Below are 13,038 nucleotides of genomic sequence, written 5' to 3' on the forward strand. Positions count from 1 at the left end.
TAAGGATGTACTGGGAGGGCATGCAGAAGGTCCGCCCGAACCAGCGTCCTTACGCGCTTCATCGCAACGCCTACGCCGGGATGCAACGCTTCGGAGCTTTCCTCTGGTCTGGCGATGTCTACTCGACCTGGGAAACTCTCAGAACCCACGTTCCCGTCGCGATCAACACCGCCCTTTCGGGCATGCCGTTTTGGGGCTTCGACATCGGCGGCTTCGTCCCCACGGCCGAGTACACCGGCGAGCTCCACGTCCGCTGGTTCCAGCTCGGCGCGTTCTCGACGCTCTTCCGCGCTCACGGCCGTACGTGGCATCTTCGCCTGCCGTGGGGCTGGAACACCGGCGAGCTCGGCATCAGCGAGATCACGAATTACCGCGATGGGGCGGCCGATCCCGACCCCTCCGAGCTCCATAACCCGCAGGTCGAGCCCATCTGCAGGAAGTACCTGGAGCTTCGCTATCGTCTCCTTTCCTATCTCTACTCTGCCGTGCGCGAATGCGCGAAGACGGGCCTCCCGGTCGTGCGCGCCTTGTGGCTCCATTACCCCGACGATCCGCTCGCCATCGCGCGGGGCGACGAGTACCTGTGGGGCCGCGACATGCTCGTCGCACCGGTCGTCGAGAAAGGCGCGACGTCGCGGCGCCTGTACTTGCCGAGCGGCGCGTGGTACGACTACTGGACGAACGAGCGGGTCGAGGGCGGGCGTGAGATCGAACGGCCCGTCGATCTCGAAACGATACCGCTCTACGTGCGTGCCGGCGCGGTGATCCCGCACGATCCCCCGAGGCAGTACACATCGGAGCCGGTCACCGAGCCCACGACCCTCGTCGTCTACCCCGGCGCCGACGGAACGGGCTGGCTCTACGAGGACGACGGGATCTCGTTCGATTACAAGCGCGGCGCGTGGATGGGGATCGATCTCGTCTGGCGGGACCGAGACGCCAGGTTGTCGCTCCGGCTGACTGAGGGCTCGCGAATGATTGCGCCGTCGTCGCGCGCGTTCCTCATTCGAAGAGCGGGCTCGAGCGCGACGCGTCCGGTATCGTTCCGGGGTGAGCCCGTGGAAATGACGTTGTAGCATGGTCGTAAAGGGGAGGTGTTCGATGACCGGGTCGACTTGGACGAGACGGGAGTGGCTCGGCGCTATGGGAGCCGCCGCAGCTTTTGCATCGCAGACGCACGCCAGGGCCACTGCCCAAACCCAGAAACCGTTACAGGGCGTGTTCAAGATCCTGGCGACACCCTACAAGCAAGACAAGTCGGTCGACTACGAAGACCTCGCAGCGGAGGTCGAGTTTCTGGTCCGTTGCGGCGTCCAGGGCCTGGTGTGGCCCCAGAACTCGAGCGACCTTCCCTACCTCGTCGAAGAAGAGATCCTGGAGGGAATGGAGGTCATCGCCAAGGCAGCCAGGGGGACGAAGCCTGCCCTCGTGCTGGGCGTTCAGGGCAGGAACACCGAGACGATGCTCCGGCTCGCCGCGCACGCGGAGCGCTTGGGTCCGGACGCCATGATCGCGATGCCGCCCAAGGAGGCCGCGACCCTCGATGAATACCGTGAATACTTCAGTGAGCTCTGCCGACTGACGAAGCGCCCGGTGTTCATCCAAACATCCGCCGGTGCGCCGGACATCGAGCCGGCGGTGGATTTCATCGTGGAGATGGGGAAGAAATTTCCGAACTTCGGCTACGTCAAGGAAGAATACGGCGAAACGATTCCGCGCATGGTCGAGCTAGCGAAACATCGTCCCGGCCCGATCAAGCGGATCTTCGGTGGGAGCCGGGCGCTCGGCTGGACTTACGAGATGCGCCTCGGGATGGATGGCATGATGACCGGCGGTCCGCAGTACGCCGAGGTCTACGCGCGCATCTGGCAGCTTCATCTCGAGAATCAGCTCGACGCCGTTCGCGACCTCTACTCCAAGCTCCTCCTGATCACGAATCTCGAGTCCCGCGTTCCCGGGCTGAGACCGTATCTGATGAAGCAACGCGGGGTGTTCAAAACCCACGTCACGCGCCAGGGAGACTTCCAGTTCGGCCCCGTGGCGATCGCTGAGATCGAGTACAACCTCGAGCCGCTGAAGCCGTACCTCAACGCGTAATCTCCGCGGAAGTGGAGGCCGACTTCTGGGAGTCCTTTCACGCGTTCATCGATTTCTCTCCAGAATGTGCGCCGGCTATCAGGGCCTGCTGCCCCGTCTCCCTGACTACTACGAGAAAATCCGCCGCCCGACCCTCATCCTCTGGGGCAGGCGCGAGCGCCACTTCCCTCTCGCTCACGCGGAGCGGCTCCATGAGCTCGTTCCCTCCTCGGAGCTCGTCCTCATCTCCGGTGGAGAGCACTGGATGGCCTGGCGACGGGCCGCTGATCTGGCCGAGATCGTTCGTCGCTTTCTCAGTGGGCTCGCTCCGCCATCCTCCGTTTGACACGACAGTCGTGTTACACGAAAATCGTGTAATGAGGAATGTCACGATTACCCTCGAGGAAGAGGTGGCCCGATGGGCCAGGGTGCAGGCCGCCGAAAGAAATACCAGCGTTTCTCGACTCGTGGGAGAGTTATTGCGCCAATACATGAAAGACGAACAGGCCTACTCGTCGGCAATGAAACGCTACCTAACGAGAAAGCCCAAACGGCTGAAGCGCCGCGGCGACCAGTACCCCGATCGCGAGGAGCTCCATGACCGCAACCGTCTTCGTTGACTCGAACGTACTCGTCTATCATCGGGACGCTTCCGAGAACGAAAAGCAGCCTCAAGCCGAGGTTTGGCTCCGCGCTCTATGGAAGGACCGGGCGGCCCGCATTAGCTACCAGGTGCTCTACGAGTACTACGTGAACGTCACCACGAAGCTCAAGCCGGGTCTCAGCACGGAAGATGCACAAGAGGACGTTCGGAACTTGATGGCCTGGAAGCCGCTGGTCATGGACCGGTCCGTACTCGACGGAGCCTTCGCCGCGGAGAAACGGTTTCGGTTGTCCTTCTGGGATGCCCTGATCGTCTCCGCCGCTCAACGTGCCGAGTGTGCGTATCTCCTCTCCGAAGATCTGCAGGCAGGTCAGGATCTCGACGGAGTCCTCGTCGTGAATCCTTTCGAACAAGCCCCTGAAAACGTTCTCTGACGTGCGACGCGTCGATCGCGCTCTCGTTGTCGCGGTCTAAAGGAGGAGGTAATCGGAATGCCTTCCCGGCCTTCGCCGTTCAAACGCGTGATCCTCATGACCGTGTCCCTTCTGGCAGCGTCATCCAGCGCGCAGGAGGGCGTCGACCGGAGTAGGTATATCCTCGCCACGGGGCGGCGACTTCCCTTTCTGTACGCTATTTCTTTGGATGCCGCGCTCGATCCGGCGAATAACAACACGCCGAACGCGATCGTCAGCCGCAGCAAAGTGGCGTTGGACCGATTGGACGGCCGACCACTCGGCGATCCCGCCAACCTGGTCGTGAGTGAGGACGGCGGTACCGTCTATGTGGTGAACCACCATGGGAGCATCGACAACGCCGAATTCAGGCAACACGGCGGCCGCGGGCAGATCGCGGTACTCGATGTGGATGCTGTCCTCGATCCGGTGAACGCCGGGACACACAATGCACTCCTGCAGCTTCTGGACTCCGGTGGTTTCGGGGCGCTCGGAGTCGTGCTCCTCCCGGACCTGCTCATCATCGCCAACGCCGAGAACAACCTGACCGAGGATGGCGGCAATCGAATCACCTTCGTCGACCGTCGGACCGGCAGCCTGCGCGGCACCGTGGAGCTAGCTCTGGGCTCGCCCGAGCTCGATTGCACGGACTACCCCGTGCCCTACGTCTCGCCCTTCGGGCCACCCAGGAATTTGGCCATACTCTCCCCGGATCCAAGCTGGGGATGTTTCCCCGACCCGAACGGATTGGCCCTGGGACGCGCTAGCAACGGGGACGCGTACGTGTTCACCGCGAATGGAGGTACGAACGACGTGTCGGTGATCGATCTCGCCGGGGCGTTGGAAGGCGATCGGCGTGCGGAGATCCGGCGTGTTCCGGTTCAGGTCGGCCCATGGGGCATGGCGGCGACTCCCGACGGGCGCCACATCATCGTGGCCAGCGGCGGGAGCCAGAAGGACGAGTCGGCGGGCAACACGATCTCGATCATCGACGTCGACCGGGCGAGTGCTGGTACAGGCGACGCCGAAGTAGCTCGCATCCTGGTAGGCACGAATGATCCCGAGGAGCCGACACATCCTCTCATACCGTCCGTTACCCCAAACGGCCGGGAAGTGATCGTCCCGAATGTTCGTGCCCACAATGTGTCCATCGTGAGCCTCGAGCTGGCTGTTACGGGCGATCCGGGCGCGGAAGTTGCGCGCATCCCACTCGTCCGAGCGGATGGACGGCCCGCACGCCCGAAAGGCTCGGCGGTCACGTCCGATGGCAGGTACGCACTGATCAGTGCCGGACCCGGCGTGCAGCCGTTCTCGCAGGAGATCGGTCACGTGTACGTGATTGACCTTCGAACACGTAGCGTAGTGGGCACGGTGACCGGCGTGGGTAACGATCCTTATGGCCTGGCGATTGTGGATCGGTAGATTCAGGTCGCTTCCCGCGATGGGGCCTTCGTGACTCGCTATCTTCCCGAGCCCGCCTGGTTCCGGTAAACCGTTCCCGCTCGCATGACGAAGACGACCCGCCCGAACGCCTCGGCATCGGCCATCGGATCGCCATCGAGCGCGATGATATCGGCTTCCATGCCGGTCTCGATGGCGCCGATTCGGTCACTGAGGCCGAGCGATTCGGCCGCGCGCGAAGTCGCCGCGATCACCGCCTCCATCGGGGCCTGCCCGCCCTGCTCCACGTAGGCGACGATCTCCTCGGCGTTACGGCCGTGGGCGCCGGCGTTGACATCGGTGTTATAGACCATCTTCAGCCCTGGCACCTGGAGCGACTCCTGAAAGACTTTGAGAGCGCCCGATCGTGCCTCCTGGAGATTGGCCAACCCCTCCAACGTGTAGCCGCCGACGCCGTCGAAGCGATCGCCGTTCTCGGCGTAGTTTCGGAACAGGAGGTCGATCTGGTTTCCCAGATACATCCCCCGCTGCGCGATCACCTCGAGCGCGGCGCGGTCGGCGAGCCACGCGTGCTCGATCTGAGAGCAGCCGGCATCCGCCGCCAGTTCGATCGCATCCGGGCGGTGAGCGTGAACGACGGACCGCAGGCCGAGCGCATGCGCTTCGCCGCATGCCGCCGACAGCTGCTCGGCCGTCATGTTCGTTATTCCGCCCAGCCGGATGCTGGTCGACGCGAAGATCTTCACGACGTCCGCGCCCGTGGCCTTCTTCTCGCGCACGAACTCGCGGATCTCCATCGGCGAGCCCGTCTCCGCTCGGATCGCCCCGAGCGACGACAGCACTCGCGGCCCAGGAATGACGCCCCTCGCGATCCATTCCTTCAGTTGCGCGTCTTCTTCGCCCCCGAGGCTCTGCACCGTCGTGACACCGCCCATGAGTGTCCGGTACGCGTTCTCGACGGCGTGCAGTGTCTGGTGCGCGATGTCACGGTCGTCGGGCTCGTGCAACTTGCCATTCGGGTCGAAGTGCCGGCCGATGTGTACGTGGGTGTCGATGTATCCCGGCAGCACGGTCAGACCCGTCAAGTCGTACTCCCTGTTCGCGCTCGCGCTATTCCGCGACCCGACGTCCGCGATCTGGCTGCCCCTTACCACGATGTCGCGGTCCTCGAGCACGGCGCCGCGGCCGTCGAGCGTACGGGACGTGCGCAAGACGATGTCCCGTTCGTCCGACGCCGTCACCCCGTCGGCTGGCGGCAGCGAGACCGTCATGAAGAGGACCAGCGAGAAACGTGTCATACCCTTCGGGGAGATGTGCGGATCCGCCGGACTGGGAAACGATGGTCTCATGCCTCACCCCCTCGTGTCGTGCGCAGACATTAGCAGGAAGCCTCGAGTTCCGATACCCTGACACATCTTCTGAACGAAGCCCGCGTACGTGATGACGAGAGCGCTTCTGCCGGTACTGGCCAGCATTCTAATCGTGGGCTGCCGGAATGCTTCCTTCCCGGTGGAGGAACATCAGGCTGGCGTCTCCGGGTCGGATGTCGTGGCCGATCCGGCGCCAATCCCGCACTACGAGGTCGATCCCAAGTGGCCCAAGCTTCCGCTTGGCGACCGGTGGATTACCGGGGGCCTGGGCGGGATGTGCATCGACGAAAGAGATCACATCTTCGTGCTCAACCGGCAAGACGTGGTGCTCGAGGACCTCGACGGAGCACGTCCCGCGGCGCCGGTGATCGAGCTCGACCCCGAAGGCAATGTCGTTCGCGGCTGGGGCGATCCCGAGAGGCTTGGCGACCGGCTGCACGACTGCCACGTCGACGCGGAAAGCAACGTCTGGATCGTCGCTGCCGGTACCGGTGTCTTGCAGAAGTACTCGAACGACGGCAGAGAGCTGTTGCTCCAGATCGGGGAGACGGGAAAGTACGACTCGTCGGACGGCACGCGCGAAGGCGAGCCACAGAACTCCGATCGCGCTCAGTTCTTCCTGCCCGCCGCCGTCGATGTCGACGCCCAGACCGGAGAGATCTATGTCGCCGATGGAGAGCTCCCCGGCGGCAATCACCGGATCGCCGTCCTGGATCGAGAGGGGCGCTTTCTCCGCCAATGGGCCCTCGAGCGTACCGAGGCCGAGCGCGATGTCATACCGCTGCCGCACTGTCTGCGTTTGTCCAATGATGGCCTGGTATACGTGTGCGACCGGCGGGCCGATCGGATCCAGGTTTTCGATCGCGACGGTGCGTTCGTCCGGAACATCGACATTCCCTTCGAGCCGCTCACCTCACCCGACGGCCGGCCGAGCGGCACCCGCGGCACCGCCGTCGCGCTGGCGTTCTCTACCGATCCCCAGCAGCGCTACCTGTTCGTCGTGAACCAGAACAGTGTCATGGTCGACATCGTCGACCGCCGCAGCGGCGAGGTGCTCTCGAGCTTCGGGGAAGGGCCGGGACGCTATCCGGGGCAGTTCACGCTGCCGCACGGCATCGGCGTCGATTCGGTGGGCAACGTCTACGTCGCCGAACAGGAAGGGCGCCGCATTCAGAAGTTCCGGGTCGCGACGCCCACGCCGATGAACTAACGCTGCGCGCATACAGTTGGCGACCGCAAATTTCCATCGTGAGCTATTCCGCGATCTTGTAGAGGTGCCGGTAGCCCCGAAGGTACATCTCGTTCCCCACGATGGCCGGGGAGGCGTCGAAGCCATCGTCGAGCGAGTTCCTCGCGACGATCGTGAGCTCCGGCCCGTTTTTCAGAACGAGCGCGTTTCCGTCACGGCCGAGGATGATGACGTGACCCTTGACACCGGTCGGTGAAGCGTAGACCTCGGACAAGCCTTCGAGACGTGCGGGGCCATAATGCGCTCGGCCGGTCTCTGCGTCGAGCGCCGTCAGGATGGCCGAGTTGCTCTTGATGAGGTAGAGGATGCCCTCGTAGACCAGCGGCGACGGCACGTAGGGGGTGTCGCGGTCGAGCTCCCAGAGCACCGCCTTCGAGGCGCCGGTGATGTCGCCTTTTGCGTCCGAGAGCCGGATAGCGCGGGCGGCGTTTCCGCGGAAACCGCTCGTGACGTAGACGATCCCGTCGTGCTCGACCGGAGAAGGGATGGCGTTCAAGGTGAGCCCGTCGCCTTCCCAGATCACGTCGCCCGACTCAAGGTCGTAGCCCATGACGCGACGCTCCCCTGTCGCGATGACCTGTATGCGCCCGCCGTGAGAGACGACGAGCGGAGTCGCCCAGGACGTGACCTCGTCCCGGCTCTTGCGCCAGCGCTCTTCTCCCGTCGCTTTGTCGAGCGCGACGATGAAAGACTCGTCCTCGGAGTCCCACTGGACGACGAGAGTATCCCCGAAGAGCGCGGGAGACGTGCCTTCGCCGAAGCCGCCGCGCGTACGCAGGGTGCCGAAGTCCTTCGACCAGAGAAGCGTCCCCTCGAGGTCGTAGCCATAAAGCCCCCACGAGCCGAAGTGGGCGATGAGATGCACGCCATCGGTGACCGCCGAGCCGGAGGCATAGCTGTTGTTCTGCTGTTTGCCCTCGTGAGGCAGGGCACGGTTCGCGGTATGCTCCCATACCACGCTTCCATCCGATCGTCTAAGCGCGAAGACCTTGAAGATCTGCTCGACTTCGTTCGCCGAAGCCATGTCTCCTCTCCGCCGTTGACTACCCACCTCGTCTGGTTTCGTGGCCTCCCCTTCCGCGGGAACCGCCGTGAGGACGTAGAGGCGATCCTCCCAGATGATCGGCGTCGAGGAACCATGGCCGGGAAAGTCGATCTTCCAGGCCACGTTCTTGGTCTCGCTCCACTCCATCGGCGGATTACCGTTCGGCGAAATGCCGGCCATACGGGGCCCGCGCCACTGCGCCCAGAAGCGTTCGTCGTTGACCGCGTCGTTGGTGTTCGCGAAAAGAGCTGCGGGAAAGAGCGAGAGAAGCGTCACGCCAAGCATTCGCATCGATGAGTGTCCTCCATCTGCTGGATCAGGTTACCTTATTCGCAAGGCGCGCGGGCTTCGTTTCAGGGTTTCGTATTCGCGTGATCGCGAAGCTTCAGGGCTCCGTGAAACGCGGCCGCTGCGCTCGCCGACAGGCGCAGGTCGTTACCGCGGAGGTCGCCGCGGGTCAGATGCGCCATCATCAAACCTTCAGGCGTGTGCGGAAACTCAGGGGTGAAGGCGTGCACGATTTCGTGCGCCGCCACTCTTCCGATGGCTTTCCCTAGCTCGTGGAAGTCTCTCGCCGACCGCGTCCGTCTTACGCCGAGAAGACGGGCCACCGCAGGGAAGAAGACGTAGACGCAAGTCACCGGTCCGCCTCGGCCCATGACGGCTCCAAGCGTGCTGCTCTGCAGTCCCCACTTCGACCCATCTGCCGGTGTCAGGACGACGACGACTCCGTCGCTCGGTTCCGCGATCAACGGCGTCCACTCGACTTCGACTCCGGCGTCGAGAAGAATCGCAGAGACCTCCCTTGCCATCGTGTCGTAACCGCGCGAGACGAGCTTGTCGCGCAAGTAGCCCCGCTGGTCGCTCCAGTAAATTCGCAATGCCGAGTCCGCAGCGGTAGCCGGCTTCGGGAGGCACGCGAGACCCAGCACCGCCGCGCACGCACCCGCGGCGGAAAAACGGGCCGACTTCGTCGACATGGGACCGCGCTCCGTCGAGGGTGACCATACTTCAAATAAATGAATGTCGCATTCAATAAATTGTGCCTCTTTGTAGCTCCGCGATTCGGTTTCGTCCTCGACGGTGCGGCAAGCCGTATTGATCTGGCGGGAATCCCGTAGTCCCCGCGTATCTCGAGTTAGGAGACGAAAATGGCGACGACCCTGGTAGAAGTCGACACGAGCGTTGCGAGCGACCCGGCGGCACGGTTTCTCGATGCTCTCGGCCGGCGCGACTTCGACGCCCTCTCGTCGCTCCTGGCTCCGGACATATGGTTCCGGGCCCTATTGCCTCGCAAGCTCTACGACCTCGATAACCGACGGGACGCTATTGCGACCCTCCGTACGTGGTTCGGCGGAGGGGCCGACTTCCAGGTGCTCGAGACCGATCATCACTCGCTCGCATCTCGGGAGTACATCCGGTATCGATTTCTTCTGCGTCCGGATTGGGCGCCGGAGCAGTGGCACGTGATCGAGCAGGTCGGCTTCTTCCGTGTCAAAGAAGGAAGTATCAGCCGCCTCGATCTCGTGTGCACGGGATTCCTCCCGTTCGAGGAGCTCGACGAGCCGGCTACCGAACCCTGACCGCTTCTTTGGGATCGCTGAGATCGCGCCCAAGCCGGACGTCCCACTGGCGTTCGCAAAGTTCCAGAGTGCGGGCGCGAGCGGGGAGACGAACACGAACGCGTGGACGTCCCGGACCCAGCAGCAGGGCTCGAAGGCAAGCAGGAGTACTCCGTCCGGACGGAGCTTCTCTAGTGGCCTCGATTTGGACCGCCGACGTCAGTGGTCTGGTGCTTCACCTGCGAAGCCCTGGCAGGGTGCTACGCGGCCGAACGTCGCGAAGTTTGCACACAGCCGCTCTGGTTCTTGTGGAGCAACGTTCGTCCATCTAGAATCGGTTCAGCAACTCTCCTGGAGTTCGGACGATGGCGCTCCAGCCCGGAACGAAGCTCGGCTCCTACGAGATCGTCTCGCCCATAGGGGCAGGCGGAATGGGTGAGGTGTACCGGGCTCGTGACACGAAGCTCGGCCGTGAAGTCGCCATCAAAACGCTTCCCTCTGCGGTCGCCAACGATTCGGAGAAGCTCTCTCGGTTCGAGCGTGAAGCTCGCCTCTTGGCCGCCTTGAATCATCCCAACGTCGCGACCCTTCACGGCATGGAGGACTCGGAGGGCATTCATTTCCTGGTTATGGAGCTGATCGAGGGGAACACGCTCTCGGACCGGATCGTACATGGTCCGGTTCCCCTCGATGAGGCTCGGCCCTTGCTCGAGCAATTGATGGCCGGCCTGGAAGCCGCGCATGAAAAAGGCGTCATTCACCGAGACCTCAAGCCGTCGAACATCAAGATCTCGCCACAAGGGAGCTTGAAGATTCTGGACTTTGGTCTCGCGAAGGCGTTCTCCACGGGCGATACGCCTAGCAGGAACCTGTCCCAATCGCCTACTCTGACAAGGGAGACGGTCAATTCGGTCATCATGGGGACCGCCGCGTACATGTCGCCAGAACAGGCGCGGGGGAAATCGGTCGACAAGAGAAGCGATATCTGGGCGTTCGGTGCCGTTCTCTACGAGATGCTGAGCGGTCACCCCGCGTTCGAAGGTGACGATGCCTCCGAGATTCTCGCGGCAGTCATTAAGTCCGATCCGTCCTGGGAACGGTTGCCTGATGACCTGCCACCCTTGTGGCTGATCGTTATCAAGCGCTGCCTGGAGAAAGAGCCCAAGGAGCGCATGCGCGACATTGCTGACGTGCGCTTGGCTCTCCACGGTGCGTTCGACGCAGCGGCGTCCCCATCGGGTGGAGTACGAACGAAGACGATGATGTTGCCGTGGGCGATCGCAGTGGTCGCGTCGTTGATTGCGATCGTGTCCCTTGTGCCCCGGGCCCCGGCGCCCCGAGACGTCGCGCCTGCGCGATTCACGATCGCGATCCACGGCGAGCTTCCAACTCGAACGGGAAGACTCATGGTTCTATCCCCCGACGGCCAGGAGCTCGTCTATGTCGCAGTTACCGAACGAGGGGACCAGCTCTACCGCCGCTCGCTCAATCGACTCGAAGCCGTTCCGATCCCGGGCACGGAGGGCGCCCGAGGGCCGTTCTTCTCTCCGGATGGCCAGTCGATCGGGTTTACCGGCCCCGACGGGCAACTCAAGAAAGTATCGCTCCATGGCGGATTACCCGAGACTCTGTGCGAGTGTCGAGGTGAAGGCGCCTGGAGCCACGATGGAACCATCGTGTTCAACGATCCCGTCACGCGTGGTCTGATGATCGCCTCTGCCGGAGGAATTCCCGAGCCACTAACCCGACCGGAGCACGGCTATCATCAGCATCCGTCTTTCCTCCCGGATGGCGAAACGGTTCTGTTCACGGACGAACGTCAACTCGCAACCGCATCGTTATCGACAGGCGCGACGAAGATACTGACGGATGGCTTCTTTCCTCTTTATGTGCCCACCGGTCATCTCGTATTCGCGCGCCCCGGCGGAGCGTTGTGGGCGGCTCCTTTCGACGCCCACCGCCTCGAAACGACCGGCGAACCCATTCCCGTACTTCAAGGAATTCGGATCGAGGCTGGCAGCGCCGTGCAGTTCAGCTTCGCCGAAACGGGCACAGCGGTCTACATCGCCAGAGACCCCGGCTGGGTCCAACGGATGCTGGTGCGAGTCGATCGCGAGGGTCGCGAGGAGTCCCTAAACGTCCCGTTGCTCGGATACAGTGCGGTGCAGTTCTCGCCGGACGGCACGCGGATAGCCCTGGCCGTGGAGGGGCCGGAAAAGAGCGAAGACATCTGGGTATTCGATACGGCCCGAGAGCACATGCTGCAACTGACTTTCGATGCGAGAGCGAACCTCTACCCCATCTGGACACCGGATGGTAGAGAGTTGATGTACGTCTCTTCTCGGGAAAGCCAGTTCGTGTTGTTCTCGAGGCTCGCCGACGGCACGGGCCCATCCCAGCGGGTGGCGACATTCAGCAACTTTAATCAGCGGCCCTGGTCCATTACGCCTGATGGACGGACGATCCTCTACTACGAACTGCGGCACGACACGGGCCGGGATATCGGCATTCTCTCGTTGGAGAGGGAGTCCTTGACACGGGAACTTCTGGCTACGGAATCGGGAGAGACGAGCCCTCAAATCTCACGAGACGGAAACTGGTTGGCCTATACGTCAGACGAAGCGGGCCAAAACGAGATATTCGTGCGCCCGTTTCCCCATGTAGAGGAGGGAAAATGGCGCGTTTCCCGAGGCGGCGGAGCTCAGCCCGTCTGGGCTCCCGACGGACGTGAGTTGTTCTACATGAAAGGTAACTCTCTGATGTCAGTGCCGATAGACACCGCTCCGACCTTCGTCGCATCGAGCCCACGCGTTTTGTTTTCCGGACCTTACATGCAATGGCATCCGGGCCCACTCCGCGGCCACACGTACGACGTCGCTCCCGATGGCCGGAGCTTCCTCATGATTCGCGAGTCGACAGGCGATGGGACTCCGAGCGAGTTCATCGTGATCCAGGACTGGTTCGACGAGCTCCAAAGGCTCGTTCCCACACGGTAAGGGCGAAGGTTTTCGATAGTCAGGCCTTTCGAGGGTTCTAGGAAAATACATAGCGCGGTTCTGATTTTCGCCGAAAATCGGAACCTCGACAACGGAGGCTTCAGTGTCGGAGCGGCGCCAGCTACCTTGTCGAGCTAACCGAGGATCGGATCTCTTCGTTCGGAGGCAAGGGTATCCAAACGAGTCGGCGAATATTCATGGTCCGTCTCCCGGCTCAGCGAGTCGCGATCGCTAGGTCTCTTTCCGTGCCCACTCCCGCAGAAGGAACTTCTGCACCTTGCCG

12 protein-coding genes are annotated in these 13,038 nt (G+C 62.8%); 9 read left to right on the top strand and 3 right to left on the bottom strand.

The genetic code is table 11. The annotated features are described in order from the left end of the window. The 6 genes from VEK15_12215 to VEK15_12240 all read left to right on the top strand — a co-directional run. A partial coding sequence (locus VEK15_12215; protein ID HXV61454.1) for a TIM-barrel domain-containing protein occupies window positions 1-1,076 on the top strand: 1,076 nt, incomplete at its 5' end. 25 nt (window positions 1,077-1,101) lie between these two features. Further along, window positions 1,102-2,097: a dihydrodipicolinate synthase family protein gene (locus VEK15_12220; GenBank protein HXV61455.1), complete on the top strand. Its 996-nt coding sequence runs from the start codon at window positions 1,102-1,104 to the stop codon at window positions 2,095-2,097. A 64-nt stretch (window positions 2,098-2,161) separates the two neighbouring features. After that, window positions 2,162-2,422 carry an alpha/beta hydrolase gene (locus VEK15_12225; protein HXV61456.1) on the top strand — a complete coding sequence of 87 codons (261 nt, stop codon included), beginning with the start codon at window positions 2,162-2,164 and terminating at the stop codon, window positions 2,420-2,422. Between the two features lie 31 nt (window positions 2,423-2,453). Continuing rightward, entirely contained in the window at window positions 2,454-2,696 is a 243-nt protein-coding gene (locus VEK15_12230) for a DUF6364 family protein (GenBank protein HXV61457.1), read from the top strand. Then, window positions 2,674-3,114 carry a PIN domain-containing protein gene (locus VEK15_12235; protein ID HXV61458.1) on the top strand — a complete coding sequence of 147 codons (441 nt, stop codon included), beginning with the start codon at window positions 2,674-2,676 and terminating at the stop codon, window positions 3,112-3,114. The genes VEK15_12230 and VEK15_12235 overlap by 23 nt, the downstream gene beginning before the upstream one ends. Before the next feature lie 57 nt (window positions 3,115-3,171). Then, window positions 3,172-4,554: a hypothetical protein gene (locus tag VEK15_12240; GenBank protein HXV61459.1), complete on the top strand. Its 1,383-nt coding sequence runs from the start codon at window positions 3,172-3,174 to the stop codon at window positions 4,552-4,554. Between the two features lie 38 nt (window positions 4,555-4,592). On the opposite strand, the gene VEK15_12245 is transcribed toward VEK15_12240, so the two are convergent. Continuing rightward, on the bottom strand, window positions 4,593-5,882 hold the full coding sequence (locus VEK15_12245) for an amidohydrolase family protein (protein HXV61460.1): 1,290 nt from the start codon (window positions 5,880-5,882) through the stop codon (window positions 4,593-4,595). A 91-nt stretch (window positions 5,883-5,973) separates the two neighbouring features. Here VEK15_12245 and VEK15_12250 point away from each other — a divergent pair, with 91 nt between their 5' ends. Next, window positions 5,974-7,113: a hypothetical protein gene (locus tag VEK15_12250; protein ID HXV61461.1), complete on the top strand. Its 1,140-nt coding sequence runs from the start codon at window positions 5,974-5,976 to the stop codon at window positions 7,111-7,113. Between the two features lie 43 nt (window positions 7,114-7,156). On the opposite strand, the gene VEK15_12255 is transcribed toward VEK15_12250, so the two are convergent. Both VEK15_12255 and VEK15_12260 read right to left on the bottom strand, forming a co-directional pair. Beyond that, window positions 7,157-8,488, bottom strand: a complete 1,332-nt coding sequence (locus tag VEK15_12255) for a PQQ-binding-like beta-propeller repeat protein (GenBank protein ID HXV61462.1) — start codon at window positions 8,486-8,488, stop codon at window positions 7,157-7,159. Window positions 8,489-8,550: 62 nt separating this feature from the next. After that, a complete protein-coding gene (locus VEK15_12260; protein ID HXV61463.1) occupies window positions 8,551-9,177 on the bottom strand; it encodes a hypothetical protein in 627 nt (208 codons plus the stop codon). A gap of 171 nt (window positions 9,178-9,348) precedes the next feature. Here VEK15_12260 and VEK15_12265 point away from each other — a divergent pair, with 171 nt between their 5' ends. After that, window positions 9,349-9,780, top strand: a complete 432-nt coding sequence (locus tag VEK15_12265; GenBank protein HXV61464.1) for a nuclear transport factor 2 family protein — start codon at window positions 9,349-9,351, stop codon at window positions 9,778-9,780. Between the two features lie 344 nt (window positions 9,781-10,124). After that, window positions 10,125-12,755 carry a protein kinase gene (locus VEK15_12270; protein ID HXV61465.1) on the top strand — a complete coding sequence of 877 codons (2,631 nt, stop codon included), beginning with the start codon at window positions 10,125-10,127 and terminating at the stop codon, window positions 12,753-12,755. Window positions 12,756-13,038: the final 283 nt, after the last annotated feature.

The sequence above is a fragment of the Vicinamibacteria bacterium genome, assembly GCA_035620555.1.
Classification (GTDB): domain Bacteria; phylum Acidobacteriota; class Vicinamibacteria; order Marinacidobacterales; family SMYC01; genus DASPGQ01.